Here is a 16,775-nt window from a genome sequence, read left to right on the forward strand (position 1 = left end):
TGTAGTTATCGGTGTAGTTATTGGATTAGCGGTTGCATCAAGTCGTCGCCGATAAGTAAAAAAAGAATACCCAATTTGGGTATTCCAGTCATCATGTAGGAAGTCGTTGCTGTTATGCTGCAAAGGCTTCTTTTTTCATCTTTGAAATACCAACAAACGATAGAATCATTTGTATAATAACAAAGAAGAAGTATGGCGGAAAGACCACCATTGCGACAGCATATAAGATCGCTCCTGTGAGTGCAAATCCACGCTTGTTTAAATGCCATCCTAAAATATTGAATATGACCGCTAAAAGTACAACAACCATGTGTGGCATAATAATTGCCGTTGCCAAGGCTGCACCAACTTGCTCACCACCTGTACTTCCCCCAACAGCACCTGTAAAGTATGCAAAAAGGTAGACAAAATAAAGTCCCCCTAGTATCCAAGATGCGAGTAATAATTTGTTCTTGCTCTTCATATTTCTTTCCTCCTGATATCGTATTGATAGTACTACCAATACCCATATTTTTGATTATAGCGTATCAAGAAAAAAAATCATTAGCTCGGAGCGTAATAGTAATATGGTTATGATAATCGCCAACTGGATGCACACGTTTGGCATACACCATGTTTTGTTGAACGTGTTGTAATTCTGTATCGCTTTCCTCTAAATAGCATCATTAAGAAGCGAAGCGGAAATGCAAAAATCCAAAGTGCGAGTTCAATCCACCACCAAAAAAGAATCCACATAATAATGTTCCGGTACTTACGACGTATCCTCTGAGTTGTAACGATTTGTACATTTGTATTAGGGCTACCTTTGGGCAGCGTAAAGTTTGTGTTGTCACGGCTATCTCCTGTATAAAACAATGAATGTATGTCAATTATAAGTAGCGTCAGGGGTATTGGCAAATAAGATTCAATGAACGTACAAAAAAAAGAAAAAAGTGGATGCTTTTTTCTTTTAGAGAGATAGTGCATTTAATCATCGATTTTCTACTTCATAAGTGGTTAAGAAGGAAATTATGAAGTGAACAAAGAGTGATGATATTTGCGGTAACAACTTATCTATTATATGAAGTTGTTACCTATATGATAATGCTTTCATACAAAAAAATCAAGACAGAATTGCGAAGTTTCACAATTCTGTCTGTAAGTGTAAAAAGCAGTAATTTTTTTGAAGATAGAATATGAAAGTGTCTAAGGAATTGTATACAATTTCCTTAGTGTCATTTTAGCCGTTTAAATCATTAGATGTTGTTGAAAGTAGCGAAAGTACAGTGCAGAAAAAGTGAAAGTCTTAAGTAAATAAGTCTCAATTCATAACGTGTATAAAGCAGTTCACCATGATATAATAGAGATAATTTGGAAGCGTGGTGATTGGATGGACCTAAATAAGAAAGAGAAGATTACGTTGTATCTACAACTGCTACTGAGTGTAGCCTTGGTTACATTGGGAATTCTCTTTATATATCGTGATAATTTAATGTGGTCACTTATCTTTTGGGCAATCATCGCCGCATTAATTGGTACTGCGTTACTTTCAATATACCGCAGTATCGTCAATCGTGATATTTTCCAAGCGCTCATTGGTTTGGGTTCAGTGATGCTCGCTGTTATTTTCTATCGATTTGATCGATTGTATATTGAAATATTTGCAATTGCATTTGGAACGTGGGCTCTTTTTAATGCCGCGGTTCATGGTTTGGAATTCTTTGTTCACGTTAAAGATAATACTCGTGGTAAATTTACGAGTTTATTTGCAACATTAATATCGCTAGGAATGGGTCTCTTACTCATTTTTAGTGGTGTTGAGTCCCGATTTATTATCAATTTACAAATCGGTGCTTACATAATCCTTTTTGGAATTGTACAAGGATTTTCATCCATACGTGTCCTTTTTAAGAAAGAAGTCCGAGTTAGCCTTTCGGCACCCGTTGTTGTGGCGGCTTTGATTCCTAATTTTCTAATCAAAAATATTAGTGCCATAGAACTTCAAAACCCTGAGGTTTTCTCAGAAGATGTACGTGAAACGAAAGGGAATAATCTCTCTGTTTATTTATACGCCAAAGATGAAGGTCATGAGCGTATTGGTCACCTTGACATTGGCTACAAGGGTGGAATTTACTCATATGGCGCTCACGACAACTTTAATCGCGCAAAATCAATGGCGTATGGAGATGGTGTGATGATTGTGGGGAGTGAAAAAGACTTTGTTCAGTATGCCGTCAATACAGGAACTACAGTGTTTCGCTTTGTGGTTCAACTTACGGAGTTGCAAGCAGAAATGATTGAAGAGCGTATTGCTGTTATTCTGAATGATGCCTACTTCTACGATTATCCCTATCAAGATGACCCTGAAGGTGAAAACTACCTTTCACGTTTACGTCATGCCGGTTTGCATGTCGATTTTTATAAGTTTCACAAAGGGAAATTTAAAACATACAATGTGTTTACAACAAACTGTGTCCTCGTTGCCGATCAAATTGTTGAATCAACGGGTATGAAATTATTTCAAATTAGTGGTGTTGCAACACCGGGTGCTTATTATGAGTACCTAGACTCGCAAATAAATAAACCCGGTTCAATTGTAGTGGGAAAAGAAGTCTATCGAAAAGCCCATCCAATAGCTGTAATCAAGGAGTAATCAATGGATTACTCCTTTTATTGTGGTAAAAGGAGCAGAAGGATGCTATCTTTGCAGAAAATGCTCAGTATCATGCCGATACAGAGTAGCGGAGCAAAGGGAATGGGTTCGCGTGTGTTTTGATGGCATAGTATCATTTTCAATGCATACAGCCCACCAAGAAGACTGCTTAAGATAAAACTGATTGCAATCGTTGTAGGTCCAAGATACAACCCACAGACTGCCATGAGTTTTACATCGCCCCAGCCAACACCGTGGGTAAGTTTCGCAATGAGTGCTAAAGGGAAAGCAATCAAGATGCTGCCGATAAGAGCGGAATACAAATGAATATATCCAAGTACGATTCGCACGATTGCTAGACTTGCAATTAAAACAATGAAACGATTGTTGATGATGAGTGTAAACCAATCAATACCACTGACAATAATGAGTGTTGAAAGAAATACAAGTAAAATGAGGGTATCGATTGTAAATGGTTGGGTGTATCTTACAAAGAGAAACAGCCCTGCAGTCAAACCTTCAACATAAAATGTAAAACGGGGAATGGGATGATTACACCTGCGACACCTGCCGTGCAGTACGATAAAAGAGAGTAGTGGAATCATATCAAACAAAGCAAGAAACTCATTACAGGAAGTGCAATGCGATCGTCCATGAATGATTGACACATTTTGGGGAATGCGATCAATAATGACGCCAAGAAATGAACCGACACACAAACCGATTAAAAACATAAAATCCCTCCTGTTCTAAAGTGTACAGAAGGGAAGATTATCCTAGTATGGTATCCGTTTTAAATCTTAGTATACTCTGAGACTATGGACTGTGCGGTTTCAAGATTCATAGGTTTTCGTTGTGTCAACTCCGCAACAATCAAATCCAGTTTATCCAAAGGAGCACCTGCGTTGAGGGCGAGTGAGCGTGCTTGGAGCTGCATATGCCCTTTTTGAATGCCGACGGTAGTGAGTGCATAAAGGGCGGCAAAGTTTTGCGATAAGCCAACGCTGGCGATGACTTCCATAAGTTCAATTGCGGATTCATACCGCATAACTTCTTTGCTTAGTTTCGCTTTTGGATGAATACCAATTGATCCACCTACAGTTCCAATGGGCATGGGTAATTCGATACTACCAACAATGAATCCAGACTCATTGACGTCCCATGTCGCAAGAGGTTGGTAGCTCCCAGAACGTGAAGCATAAGCATGCGCAGCAGCTTCGATCGCACGCCAATCATTACCTGTGGCAATAACAACAGCGTCAATACCGTTCATCGTTCCCTTATTGTGTGTTGCCGCCCGGTAGGGATCCAATTGTGCAAGGTCTGATGCTTGTTTGAGACGAAGACCGATATCTTCTGAGTGCTTTAGAGTCTTGGGGTCTATTGTAACCGTTGCACTGACGATACACTCCGTTGCAAGGTTCGATAAGATACTCATTAAGGGTGTTTCATCAAACTTCGATTGCAAGTAGGATGACAATGTTTCAAGCATTGTATTCATCATGTTTGCACCCATTGCTTCTTGGGTATCAATTGAAAGATAGACAATAAAAAATGATGTTTTATCACCGCCGTCGACAAAGCGATGTGATATGGAACGAACACCACCACCGCGTTTTACGATGGAAGGGTATGCGTTGTGGCAAATATTTGCAAGCGCGTCGGTATGCTCATCAATATAAGATTGCATTTCTGTACTGTGCTTTGGATTAGGAAATGCAATCTGTCCTGTCATGATACGGCTTTTAACGTGGGCCTGAATGCCGCCGTTGGTTCGCATAATTTTGGCAGCATTGCTGGCAGCGGCTATAACTGAAGGTTCTTCAGTTGCCATTGCCACAACATAGTCTTTTTGATTGATTAAGAAGTTTGTGGCAACACCAAGGGGTAATTCATAGGTTGACACTGCGTTCTCGACCATTTGTTCCGCGATTTCTTGGCCGAGTGGTGTATCAAGCTCAAGGTTATAGCGACCATCGGCATCTAAGATGTCACGACGTTCTTGTGAAGTTTTCTTATAAAATTTATCGTACATGGGGAATCACCTCTACTTAAAGCATAGAGGAAAAACACTAAAAATCAAGTGTAATGTTAGTGATGGGAACGCATTTTTGATATGATAGGTACATAAAGGAGACATACTATGAAAACAAATAAAATTTCAATCATTGGTGCAGGATTTGTCGGCTCTACCACCGCATTTGCATTAATGAACAGCAATGTTGCTTCAGAGATTGTGATTGTTGATATCAACAAGGACAAAGCCAAAGGTGAAGCAATGGATTTGGATCAAGGTCAAGTATTCGTTTCACCAATTAAAATTATAGCTGGGGACTATCCAGAAACAGCAGGGTCCGATATTGTAATTATCACCGCTGGTTTGGCACAAAAACCAGGTGAGACACGTATTGACTTGGTAAACCGTAACATTGAAATATACAAACAACTAATCCCAAGCATTGTTGAGTACAATCCCGATGCAATTCTATTGGTTGTATCAAACCCCGTAGATATTTTGGCACAAATTACCTATAAACTTTCAGGATTTCCTGCAGAACGTGTTATTGGGTCTGGAACGGTTCTTGATACCGCGCGTTTCCAAGCAGAATTGTCCAATAAGTTTAAAGTTGACGCGCGCAACATTCATGCAAACATTATTGGTGAACATGGTGACAGTGAAATTGCAACATGGTCACTTACAACAATCGCTGGTTTAACCATCGAACAATACTGCGCTAACATGGATATTGAATTTAGTGAGAGCATGCGTGATCAAATCACAGAAGACGTTAAAACAGCTGCTTACAAAATCATTGATTGGAAAGGATATACCAACTATGCTGTTGCGCTTGCTGTAACACGTATTGTTAAAGCAATCCTTCGCGATGAGAAATCAATTCTTACAGTTTCGAGCTTACTTCAAGGTGATTATGGAATTGAAGATGTTTATATCTCAGTGCCAACAATTGTTGGTCGTAACGGAGTCCGTCATACTGTAGAAGTTCCTTACAGTTCAAATGAGGTCGCTGCATTGCAAGAATCAGCACAAATGCTGAAAGAAATTATCGATCAATCAAATTTATAGATATTAAAAAGCCTTGGTTATAAAACCAAGGCTTTTTTGTACGCTTTAAGGTGTTTTCACATAAGGAAAATGCGCGATATAATCAAGACTGTAGTCATCAGTTGTATGATTGGCAATATGCCCATCATATGCGCAATTATAGATTAGGATTACTGCGTTATAAGTTTGAGTTAGCGTAATTGGGATATCTTTAAACTGCGCGTAATAGGAATGGTTTTCAATAAGTTGAATCCAATCGGAAGTGGGATTTCGAAAACTCACTTCCATGAAGTCAGGGTCAAAGTAACACTCAAAATCATATTCAAATTGATTGAAGGATTCATCACTTCCCTGGTACAGTTCACACTCACCCACGCGGTTTGCATTTGTGGGTAAGAACCACTGATTGCGCTTTTGTTGCCATTCCAAATCGCCATTTTCGGCGTCGAAATCTAAATAAACGGTTGCGACATAGCGCTGAAGTTGCTCTACGTTTTCAAAGTTTCCCAACCACAGTGATACAAAAGGTTTGTTTTCCTCATAATAATCGAATATCAAGTCACATTCCCCCTAGTCAATGGTAAATAAATCTTTCATCTCGTCAAGCGACATCGATGTAATGCTTCCTTCTGAATTTTCCACAAAGGTATCAGAAATAGCTTTTTTTGTTTCTTGCATGTGTTGGATTTTCTCTTCAACACTGTCTTTCATAATGAGTTGGTAGACCATGACATTTTTCTTTTGCCCAAAACGGTAAGCACGGTCAGTGGCTTGGTTTTGGGATGAAATGTTCCACCATGGGTCAAAGTGAATAACAGCTTCGGCTGCTGTCAGGTTGATTCCTGTTCCCCCCGCTTTAAGTGAAATAAGGAAAGCATCAGTATCATCAGTTTGGAATGCCTTAACCATTTCTTGGCGTTTTGTTTTTGGAGTTTTACCTTCAAGAACAAAGGATTTGATTTCGCGCTTGTTGAGTTCCTCTTGAATCAAAGCAAGCATTGATGTAAACGAAGAGAAGACTAAAACTTTCTTTCCTTCTGATTTTAATGTTTCAATCAATTCAACACAGGCAAGCAGTTTTGTTGATGGGTGGGTTATGTTGTCATACACAACGCGCGGTTCACAACAAATTTGGCGCAGTCTGGTGAGCATGGCAAGAATGGCAATTTTGTCCATGCCATCATGACTCGCACTGATGGCAAGATCTTCGTTGACCTTCATCAGATTGGCGAGATACAGTTGCTTTTCTTCAGGTTCAAATTCAAGTTTAAGGACTGTCTCAATTTTATCCGGTAGCTCTGTAAGTACTTCGGACTTAAGACGTCTTAAGATAAAGGGACTCACCATTTCCTTAAGTCGTGCCTGAGCATCCATATTCTTATCGAGTATAATCGGGCGTTCGAAATGACTTGCGAAATAATGGTAGTTAAAGAGATAACCAGGCATGATAAAGTCAAAGATAGACCACAATTCTGCCAGTGAGTTCTCAATGGGTGTTCCTGTAAGCGCAAAACGATGGCTTCCACGTAGTTGCTTAACACAACGGGCATTCTTCGTATTGTGATTTTTAATGTATTGCGCTTCATCGAGGGCAATAGCATGAAATTCTGTTCCCAGATAAAGTCCGACATCACGGCGTAGGTAATCGTACGATGTAACGACGAGATCGTAGGTATCAATGGATTCAATGACAGCCTCACGTTCTGAAGCATTACCTGTAACAGCCACACATTTCATGTGCGGTGCAAATTTATGGACTTCATCGACCCAGTTCAAAATGACCGAAGACGGACAAATTACAATGCTGGGATTTTTTTCGGGGGCAGCATCAAGGTAAGCAATAAACTGAAGCGTCTTCCCTAAACCCATATCGTCAGCTAGAATCCCACCGAAGTGGAAACGGGATAATGTCTGCAGCCACGTCACACCATGGAGTTGGTAGTTACGTAAAATGCCACGATAGCGTGCGTCAAGAGTCAGTGGATTATCAGCTAACTCTTTGAATGAGTTTGTGAGTGTGCGAATGTGTTCATCAAACTCAAATTGGATGTCATCTTGATAGTCTGCGAAAGATTCCAAACTCATGGCGCGATACATTGGTAAGTTAAGATTGCCATCCACAATATCGGCAGCGGAGAGATGATTATCCTCCAACAAGCGATCGATTGTTCCCAGTTCCTCTGAATCAAGATTGAGGACATCACCATTGCGAAGGCGATGGAATTTCTTCTTAGTTTGATACGCTCTTAAAACGTCTTGAAGTTCATCTTTGGGAATATCAATGCTATCGAAATCAATATTTAGTAAGCCATTGTTAATCTTGACGCCACCACTAATGTTGTACTTCCGTGATGTTGTAAGTTTATAGATGGTATCACTGACATACAGTTCACTGAATGAAGTTAGAAAATCAATGCCGTCTTGAATAAAAGTATAAGTGCTGTCTTCTTGTTCATTAAAGTAAGCAAGATGGCGTTGTGAATCGACCTCGCTTGCATACCGTTTGATAAAGTGTTCCACGCGTTCCAACTCGATTGGCTTTTCAGTGTCAGAAAAACCAATTGTTTGCAGTCCGTCATTGTTTGTTGCGTCAACACGTGCAAAAATGAGACCTTCATCACTCATATCTACATAGGTCTTGATTGTGTAAACATCCATAGTAAGGTCTTGTTCAAACTCCAGGTAGTCAACAAGGGTGGCAAGCACATATTTCTTAAATGTTTCGATTTGGTCACCCGGGACGAGCAAATCATCCTCATCGAGTGCTGTCAGCAATTTAATGGCTTGTTTTTGCTCATCCAAGGCAATTTGTCGAATGGTAATGCGTCCTTTGTGCTGTCCAAGGAAGTAAATGTTTGCTTTTCCAATAATCGTTGATTCGGGCAGGGAACTTGAGATGCGGTAATCATCACCTTCAGCAGTGATGGAAATCGGAACCTTGATTTCATCGCGACTGAAACGGATGTTTAAGTTTGGGTCATTCAAATTTGAGTAGGTGTCAAAAAATAAATCAATTAAAGAATTGTTAATAATAAGATGACGCCCAAGAACGGCATGGTTGTAGTGTTCTGATTGTTCCACAACCATTGCTTTTCGAAGAAATTCGATTTGCTCTTTTGCACTCGAACTGAAGCTTTCATGCGTATGTTCAAATGTTAAAAATTTTCCATAGCGAACAATGGACTCATTATCCACATCTTGAATAAACTTCGTAATATTTTTAATAATATAAGTTCGGTCAGAACCAATCTTATACTCCAAAATAAGTTCGTCAAAGTTACCCAATGTTGCACTCATCAGCAATTCGATATTGAGATTGCGTTGTGGAAGTACCATATTCTCAAGACTTGACTCACGAAAACTCTCGATCATTGATGATGTACGCGCAATATTTTGTTGGCGACGTCGTTCTTCGATTCCTTTTAAATATGTCGAGTATTGATTTTCAGTGTGTCTTTCTTGATCTTTTTGGTAATAAAATGGAAAACTGCGTGGTTGATAATCGTTGATTGTCAACATCACAGCACCAATATGAGCACATGCAGAGTGTTCATCGGAGTAGTCACAAGGACAATGATATTTAATATCTTCCATGTTGTTTGAACACATCAATACAACTTGGTAATCACTGCCGTGCACACTAACACTGCCATCAATGCGGTAGTTCTCTTGAAAGTCTTGATGGATACTGATGCGTTCAACAGAATCGTGGTAGTAATAGTATTCTGCAATATCGCGATTGCGCGATGAGCGAACGATTCCTATATATTCTTTTTCTTCAAAATTCATAACTTCAACCCCTATACGTCTAACCTTATAATTATAGCATACAAATGAAGGATCAGAATTTGGATATCTTTTGTGTTGGTGAAGATTGTCGAGAAACACTTGCAATAATGTAAACGCTGTCATATAATACATGTATGTAAACCGGTTTAGATGGACACTAAAAGGGATACAAGGAGAAAATAATGAAATTAAAGAAGCTAATTGTGATGAGTATCACATGTCTTTTATGCTTGTCAGTGTTCACGCCTGCAACAGTATTTGCAGAACCACTTATACCTGAAGATGATATTGGACGTATTATCTATAATCTTGATGAATACCTCAAAGGAAATGATGTTATCAACAACAATCCTTTGAGTGCAGAAAAAATAAAAGCAATCAATACAGCGGGAAAGCAAAACATTCCTAATTTTGATCATGATGGCAATGCAGTCTATGCTGGTGTTGAACTCGACAACACGAATGGTACGGATTATCCTGTTGCGAAACTTTCCGCAAACATTGAAACGACCTATAAGAATCTCTATGCGGTCGCGTTGGCTTATGCAACCCCGGGTTCAGCAAATAATCTCTATCAAGATGCTGCCACAAAGGATGCATTGATTGACGCGCTTGAGTGGGTTCATGAAAAGTATCTCAAAGATACCGATGCGGGTTATTATGGAAATTGGTACAGTTGGGAAATCGGTATGCCAATGAATCTTTCAAAGATCTTATTCTTATTACGCGATGATATTGAGATGTCATTTATCAATGATTCGATTACAATGATGGATGCTTATATCCGTGGGGATGAACAATTGGGTTCCCCTTTGATTGGTGATGTAAATCTTGATGCCCGCCAACATACCGGTGCAAACCTTACTGACATTACGTTCAATCGTATTATTCAAGGTGCCTTAACAGGGGATGTGGCGCGGGTGGATAAGGCAGTCTCGGATATGATGACTGTTTTTAAGACAATCGATCCCAATAATATTGAACATGGTGTTACCGATGGATTCTATGAAGATGGATCATTCATTCAACACTCAACAGTTGCATATACAGGGTCTTATGGAAAAGTATTGCTAACCCGTATTGCACAACTCGTCACAACATTGGATGGGACACGCTGGCAAGATGACTCTTTAATGGGAATTGTCCAAGATTGGGTCTATCGCGGATTCGCACCGGTTATGTACGAAGGCTATATGATGGAGATTGTGAAAGGGCGTGCTGTATCACGAACGGGAACAGGGTATGCGGATGCAGCCGGTGTTGTTGAAGCGCTTGTGCAATTGTCATTGGGCATGGAAGCTGATGATCAATTTAAACTTCAAAGTTACATCAAGTATCTGGATACAATTCCCAAACTTGTTGTAAATACCAAGGGATTTGTCTCGGTAAGTAATATCTTTGCATTCTCAGCAATTCTAAACGATGATACAATCCCAGCAACAAACCCACTTAACTTAAATCAACATTACGCGTTTAATCTGATGGACAAATCAGTTCATATGCGTGAAGATTATGGATTTGCCCTTTCAAGAAGTTCAAATCGTGTTTCAAAGTACGAATATATGTCGGGGGAAAACTTACGATCATGGTTCCAAGGGGATGGTGCCTATTACCTCTATCAAAGTGGTGTTGACCAAACTGAGGTTTACGGTATCGACTATTTTGCAACCGTAGATCACTATAAATTACCAGGTATCACAACAGTCAATGAACAACGTCAAACAATGCCTGAATTGTATGGAACCGATTTCTACCTTCACGAGCCTGAGTTTACATCAGGATCCGTAGCACAGAATAAATATGTTTACTTCCCGCTTGGTACCAATGATTACTCAGGAAGTGCTCAATTGGAAACGTATGCCGTATCAGGGATGCAGTTGGGTGATGAACAATCGTATGCAGATCGGGATGTGTTGCCCGATGACTTTGTAATTTATAAGAATGCTGAAGCTAATAAATCTTGGTTCATGTTTGACAACGAAATTGTAGTTCTGGGGTCAAACATCCACGATAGTAATAATCGTGCAATGACAACCACAATTGAGAATAAAATGTTTGCTGTTGGGGAAGATTATCAAGTGAAAACCGACGTAGCAGCCAATGCACAGGGTATCTATCAAAATCTCAAATGGCTTGCAATTGACAGTGGATTAGACGCTAAAGACGTTGGCTATGTATTCCACGACAATAACGATATTACGATACAAGATACAAGTAGAACCGGTCGATATTCAACCGTTCGCAATAAAACAACAGGTTCTGCTGATAAGGAAGTTACCAAAAACTATGTAACGGCAACGTACGAACACAGCGAAGATACAACAAGCTCATACGCATACAGCATTGTTCCTAATACGAATGCTGAGAACCTTGAGAACTATGCTCAAAAAGATGCTATTACAGTATTGAAGAATACAGAAGATGTTCATGCAGTATCTCAAAATGAGTTGGGTATCAAAGGTTATGTTTTCTTCAGTGAGAATGGAAGTGTGGAAGATATTACAGCGCAAGATCGACTTATCATGATGCGCAAAAACAATACCTTTTCAATACAAGATCCAACCCACCAACAAGAAACAGTTTCCTTCACAATTGATGGAAGCTATGCAGTTGAAAGTGGGGATGCAACAAGCGAAATTGTAAATGGAAAGACAACAATCTCGGTCAACACATTCCAAAAAAATGGAGTATCACAAGTCATTGAATTGGTTGAAAAGACAATCGAAGAAAACAAGGATCCAATCACACTGACAGATGAAGCGAGTGGTGTTTCTGTTACCTTTGCTCACGGTGTGTTACCAGCGGATACATCATTGAGTGTTCGTGTGGATACTGAACGTCAAATCCGTGATCTTAGTGATGTTGTGGTTTATGACATTACGCTTCAAGCGAGCGGAGCAACAGTTCAACCCAGTGGTAATGTCGATGTAAGCATTAAAACATCCAAAGCATACAACGATAAACTCGTCGTTCTTCACCGTGTTGGTGAGAATGCTATAAATGTGCCAGCACAACAAAACGGTGCAATTATCACATTTAAAACGGATTCCTTTTCTGAGTATATTGTGGGTCGCAAAGATGGGACAACACCTCCTACAGTGAAACCACAACCCCCAGTCAAACCCGATGACAACGGTGGGTTGCCAGGGACTGGAGTCGCGTCATCGCCACTTATTCCTATCGGACTTGCAGTTGTTCTAAGTGGTATAGTATTAATAAACGTTAGACGTAAGCAGTCAAAAGCATAAAAAAAAGCCAACAATTCGATTCTGAGTTGTTGGCTTGTTTTAAAGCTGAGTATGGGATTTGTTAGAATATTTCAGTTTTGAGTATCTTTTGATAGGTATCGTCAGTGAGCTCATAATAGCCAAACATCGTTGGGACTTTTGTGATTAACTTCTCATCTAGTAGAGATTTAATATTATTGTTTACAGTAGGATATGAAACATTCCGATTCATTGCTACGTCATTTAGAGAAAGTTTCACGTCAACGATTTTAGATTGAGCAAAAACATATAAATTCTGAATTTCTTGATTGGTGAATTTTCCGGACTCCGAAATAGTTTTTCGAATATACGCATCAACTTTCTTAAGTTTCATGTCAGATTTTAGTAAATCATTATCAATTTCATCTGATGCAGTGAGGATCATATCAAGAAAGTACAAAACGAAGGGTGTAGCATCACCTCGATTGTAGCCGTTCTTGGTCGCAACAAAAGATTCTAAGTATCGTGATTGGTTATCCTTTATAACTTTTGAAATTTTGAATGCAAGCAAGGGATCAAAATCATACAACATCTCAGAAACTATGTATCGACCGGTTCGGCCGTTCCCGTCATAAAAAGGGTGAATATACTCAAAATAGTAATGGGTTAGTGCAATCTTCACAAACTTTGAAACACTTCCATCATTCATAAACTTTAGTAAGATATCTAAATGGATAGTAATACCTTCTTCGGTTTTAAAAGGGGTATGAACTACTTTTTGAGAACCATTACCACTCAGAATTTCAACTGCGTCTTTTCTAAACAGCTTGCCATCTGGACGTTTATCAATGCTAATTTCATGCAACATTAAATCGTCATAGACGTCTCTGAAATCAGATACATTCTGAAATGGAGTTGTGAATCCGAGTGAAAGTTTTTTATATTTATTGGTTATAAAATAGAATCTCGACTTATTGTCCTTAGAGATGGAGGCTGCCTCAATCTGTGCTTTCGTTGAAGTAACCCCCTCGATTTCGTTTGTCGCAATGAGCTCCTCAACCATTAATTTTTGGATGTACTGTTCTACAAATATACTATTTTTATTAAGGTAGTTGTTTTGAATTCGAGTTAGACTGGCAGAATAGATACGGTCAATTTTTGAAAGCATTTCATGGTTAGTGATGACAAAAAGATTATGAGTGTTTTCATGACTGCTGTTAATGGGCAAGTCAAAAACTCTTGTAGATAGTGATGCTACTCTTTTTGAGTACTCAGATTCATACAAATCAGGATTTTTGTAGTAGAAACGCTCCAATGTTATGTAAGTCATGTTATCTCCTCCATTTTAATCATTATACACCATACGTTAAAAAAACGACGAATATTTTAATGAAATCACAAAAACATTCCAATCTATTAAAATAATAACGATTATTTTAATTTATGAAAGAAATTTTAGCAATCTATTAAAATAAGATTGCTTTTTTTAATTCATAGAACCTACCACATTAAAGTGGCATATCTTGGAAGGGGGCATCTCAAAAAAAGAATAAGGTATAGACAAGGAGGGATTTAACATGAAGAAAGTAATGAATTGGATTGAAGGAAGTGCGTTTGCGGGATCTGGAAATATGATAACGGTCGTTAATCCTCGCGATGAGCATGAGATTGCTTCAATTTCATCCGTGACACCAATCGAAGCAATCCAAGCAATCGAAACAACGGTTCAAGCAAGCAAAGCATGGTCACAATTAACATACAAGAAACGCAGTGAAGTTATTTTCAACCTTCGCACTCTCATTGCACAGAATGAGAAATTGTTGATAGAAACAATCGTAGAAGAGAATGGGAAAACAGAGGACGAAGCACAAGCGGAAGTGAGTAAGGCGATCGAGTTGTGTGAGTTTGCGACCTCAATTCCATCGGTAATATCCGGTCGTACACAATATGCTTCCAATGGTATTGAAGTTAAAGAAGTCAATCAAGCTATCGGTGTTGTAGCGGCAATAACTCCCTTTAATTTTCCCTTGATGGTTCCAATGTGGACCATTCCGAACGCACTCGTTTGTGGAAATGGATTCATACTGAAACCAAGTGAAAAAACACCGAGTACAGCATTAATTATTGCGCAACTTTTGAAAGAGGCAGGATTGCCGGATGGTGTTTTTACGATACTTCAAGGTTCGAGGGAGATTGTGGATGTGATCTGCGATCACAAAGATGTGGATGTTGTGACGTTTGTTGGTTCAACCCCAGTTGCTGAGATTGTTTATCGCCGGGCAACATCCAATTTAAAACGAAGTCTTGCATTGGGTGGTGCGAAGAATCATATCATCGTAACACCGGAGGTTGACCCAATAATTACTGCCAAAGAGATTCTCAATGCTGGATTTGGAATGAGCGGTCAGCGATGTATGGCGGCATCAACAGTATTGCTTGTTGGTGAGAACAATGGGTGTTTGGATGAATTGATTAAGCAATCAGTGAACTGGATTCCAGGTGTTCAACTCGCACCTTTGGTTAGTGCTGAGTCAGTGGCACTTGTGGATTCATACCTACAGACTACCAAAGGAACGCTTCGTGTTGATGGGCGCAAGACAGAGAAACCCGATAAGGGTTATTACATCGGTGGCAGCATTATTGAATATGCATCGTATAAAGATATGCCAGAAACGGAGCTCTTTGCACCAGTACTTGAAGTTGTTCACTGTAAGACTTTAACGGAGGCAATTGCATTACAGAATGAATCTCCTTATGCCAATGGGGCATCAATTTTCACTGACATTGGTGAAAATGCGATGGTTGCTTCGCTTGGCATGAGTAGTGGGATGATTGGTGTCAATATAGGCGTACCCGTTCCCAGAGATCCCTTTTCCTTTGGGGGATTAAAGGGTTCGAAGTTTGGTGTTGGCGATATTACTGGATACAATGCGATTCCCCTTTTTGTGAAGTGTAAGAAGATAACAACAAAATGGAATCCAGAACATAAAAAAGATTGGATGAGTTAGGAGGCTATGATGAAACTCAAAGAAATGATTGAAAAATACCCACAAACACAAGTGTGGAATGATTCTTGTGCAACGGATGAGCTAACCTATGCACTCGAATATGGCGCAACAGGAGCAACAACAAACCCTGTGATTGTGCTTCAAGTTTTGAAAGATAACCTCTCAAAACTTGAAGCAAGAATCCGTGTTCATTGCGATGAAAACCCGCATGACAGCGAAGATGAGATTGCATGGCGCATTATTGAGGAATTGGGAGTCAATGCATCTCAATATCTCTTGCCAGAATTTGAGAAAAGTAAGGGGAAACGGGGTCGTATTAGTTTTCAAGTGAATGCGAAGTATTACAACAATACCGAACATATTGTTGCGCATGGTCTTAAGATGGCATCACTTATTCCAAACTCTCAAATTAAGGCGCCAGCATCTGCGGAAGGAATCAAAGCCTTTGAAGAATTAACATACAGGGGTGTCAGCATTAATGCGACGGTATCCTATTCGGTCGCTCAAGCAATTGCCGTTGCTGAAGCGGTTGAAAGGGGATTGGAGCGTCGTCGCATCGAGGGGTTGGATGTGTCCACGATGTCTCCTGTATGTACGATCATGTCCGGACGTGTCGACGATTATCTAAAGAGCTATGTTGATAAACAGGGTCTCATTGTAAATCCTGAGATACTTGAGCATGCAGGTGTCGAAATTGCAAAACGAGCCTATGAGATCTATCAAGAACGCGGTTATACAACGAAAATTTTAATCGCGGCCTTTAGAAACCATTATCATTGGTCAGCATTCATTGGTGCTGATATGATCCTGACAATTCCATATAAATGGCAAGTACGCTACAACAACTCCAATGTTGCGATTGAAGAAAACATTCATAAGCATATTCCACAACCCATGTTGGATGAATTATTAACCCTGCCAGATTTCAAAAAGGCCTATGAAGTTGACGGTATGACTGTGGATGAATTCGCACATTTTGGACCATTTAAAGCAACGATGCACCAATTCTTAAGTGGCTACGATGAACTTGTTCGTATCATTCGAGATATACAAATTTAAAGGACAGATTATGAAAT

Annotated in this window: 11 protein-coding genes; 5 read left to right on the forward strand and 6 right to left on the reverse strand. The window is 39.5% G+C overall.

Annotated features, from left to right (window positions below):
• Positions 1 to 112: 112 nt before the first annotated feature.
• Complete coding sequence (locus tag G7062_RS02675; RefSeq protein ID WP_166064383.1) at positions 113 to 463, reverse strand: hypothetical protein; 351 nt, start codon at positions 461 to 463, stop codon at positions 113 to 115.
• A 906-nt stretch (positions 464 to 1,369) separates the two neighbouring features.
• On the opposite strand from G7062_RS02675, the gene G7062_RS02680 reads away from it, so the two are divergent.
• Positions 1,370 to 2,632: an HdeD family acid-resistance protein gene (locus G7062_RS02680; protein WP_166064384.1), complete on the forward strand. Its 1,263-nt coding sequence runs from the start codon at positions 1,370 to 1,372 to the stop codon at positions 2,630 to 2,632.
• 17 nt (positions 2,633 to 2,649) lie between these two features.
• Here the strand turns inward: G7062_RS02680 and G7062_RS02685 are convergent, their stop codons facing one another.
• Together G7062_RS02685 and G7062_RS02690 are read right to left on the reverse strand one after the other, a co-directional pair.
• Positions 2,650 to 3,366 (reverse strand): A24 family peptidase, encoded by a 717-nt coding sequence (locus tag G7062_RS02685; RefSeq protein WP_166064385.1) that lies wholly within the window; start codon positions 3,364 to 3,366, stop codon positions 2,650 to 2,652.
• A 59-nt stretch (positions 3,367 to 3,425) separates the two neighbouring features.
• The gene (locus G7062_RS02690) at positions 3,426 to 4,667 is read right to left on the reverse strand and encodes a hydroxymethylglutaryl-CoA reductase, degradative (RefSeq protein WP_166064386.1); all 1,242 of its coding nucleotides are present in this window, start codon (positions 4,665 to 4,667) and stop codon (positions 3,426 to 3,428) included.
• 108 nt (positions 4,668 to 4,775) lie between these two features.
• Between G7062_RS02690 and G7062_RS02695 the strand changes: the two genes are divergently transcribed.
• Positions 4,776 to 5,717 (forward strand): L-lactate dehydrogenase, encoded by a 942-nt coding sequence (locus tag G7062_RS02695; RefSeq protein WP_166064387.1) that lies wholly within the window; start codon positions 4,776 to 4,778, stop codon positions 5,715 to 5,717.
• A gap of 45 nt (positions 5,718 to 5,762) precedes the next feature.
• On the opposite strand, the gene G7062_RS02700 is transcribed toward G7062_RS02695, so the two are convergent.
• Positions 5,763 to 6,254: an immunity 22 family protein gene (locus G7062_RS02700; protein WP_166064388.1), complete on the reverse strand. Its 492-nt coding sequence runs from the start codon at positions 6,252 to 6,254 to the stop codon at positions 5,763 to 5,765.
• Between the two features lie 12 nt (positions 6,255 to 6,266).
• Positions 6,267 to 9,485 (reverse strand): DEAD/DEAH box helicase, encoded by a 3,219-nt coding sequence (locus tag G7062_RS02705; protein WP_166064389.1) that lies wholly within the window; start codon positions 9,483 to 9,485, stop codon positions 6,267 to 6,269.
• 182 nt (positions 9,486 to 9,667) lie between these two features.
• Between G7062_RS02705 and G7062_RS02710 the strand changes: the two genes are divergently transcribed.
• The gene (locus G7062_RS02710; protein WP_166064390.1) at positions 9,668 to 12,733 is read left to right on the forward strand and encodes a polysaccharide lyase 8 family protein; all 3,066 of its coding nucleotides are present in this window, start codon (positions 9,668 to 9,670) and stop codon (positions 12,731 to 12,733) included.
• A gap of 61 nt (positions 12,734 to 12,794) precedes the next feature.
• Here the strand turns inward: G7062_RS02710 and G7062_RS02715 are convergent, their stop codons facing one another.
• Positions 12,795 to 14,021: a Fic family protein gene (locus G7062_RS02715; protein WP_166064391.1), complete on the reverse strand. Its 1,227-nt coding sequence runs from the start codon at positions 14,019 to 14,021 to the stop codon at positions 12,795 to 12,797.
• Between the two features lie 247 nt (positions 14,022 to 14,268).
• On the opposite strand from G7062_RS02715, the gene G7062_RS02720 reads away from it, so the two are divergent.
• Both G7062_RS02720 and G7062_RS02725 read left to right on the forward strand, forming a co-directional pair.
• Positions 14,269 to 15,699 (forward strand): aldehyde dehydrogenase family protein, encoded by a 1,431-nt coding sequence (locus G7062_RS02720; protein ID WP_166064392.1) that lies wholly within the window; start codon positions 14,269 to 14,271, stop codon positions 15,697 to 15,699.
• A 9-nt stretch (positions 15,700 to 15,708) separates the two neighbouring features.
• Positions 15,709 to 16,758, forward strand: coding sequence for a transaldolase family protein (locus G7062_RS02725; RefSeq protein ID WP_240915978.1), 1,050 nt, complete (start codon positions 15,709 to 15,711; stop codon positions 16,756 to 16,758).
• The last annotated feature ends 17 nt before the right edge of the window (positions 16,759 to 16,775 follow it).

Origin of the sequence: Erysipelothrix sp. HDW6C, from assembly GCF_011299615.1 — a bacterium.
Taxonomy (GTDB): domain Bacteria; phylum Bacillota_I; class Bacilli_A; order Erysipelotrichales; family Erysipelotrichaceae; genus Erysipelothrix.

Coding starts and splice junctions, on each gene's coding strand:
- G7062_RS02675 (WP_166064383.1), bottom strand. CDS start 463: ATGAAGAGCAAGAACAAATTATTACTCGCATCTTGGATACTAGGGGGA.
- G7062_RS02680 (WP_166064384.1), top strand. CDS start 1,370: ATGGACCTAAATAAGAAAGAGAAGATTACGTTGTATCTACAACTGCTA.
- G7062_RS02685 (WP_166064385.1), bottom strand. CDS start 3,366: ATGTTTTTAATCGGTTTGTGTGTCGGTTCATTTCTTGGCGTCATTATT.
- G7062_RS02690 (WP_166064386.1), bottom strand. CDS start 4,667: ATGTACGATAAATTTTATAAGAAAACTTCACAAGAACGTCGTGACATC.
- G7062_RS02695 (WP_166064387.1), top strand. CDS start 4,776: ATGAAAACAAATAAAATTTCAATCATTGGTGCAGGATTTGTCGGCTCT.
- G7062_RS02705 (WP_166064389.1), bottom strand. CDS start 9,485: ATGAATTTTGAAGAAAAAGAATATATAGGAATCGTTCGCTCATCGCGC.
- G7062_RS02710 (WP_166064390.1), top strand. CDS start 9,668: ATGAAATTAAAGAAGCTAATTGTGATGAGTATCACATGTCTTTTATGC.
- G7062_RS02715 (WP_166064391.1), bottom strand. CDS start 14,021: ATGACTTACATAACATTGGAGCGTTTCTACTACAAAAATCCTGATTTG.
- G7062_RS02720 (WP_166064392.1), top strand. CDS start 14,269: ATGAAGAAAGTAATGAATTGGATTGAAGGAAGTGCGTTTGCGGGATCT.
- G7062_RS02725 (WP_240915978.1), top strand. CDS start 15,709: ATGAAACTCAAAGAAATGATTGAAAAATACCCACAAACACAAGTGTGG.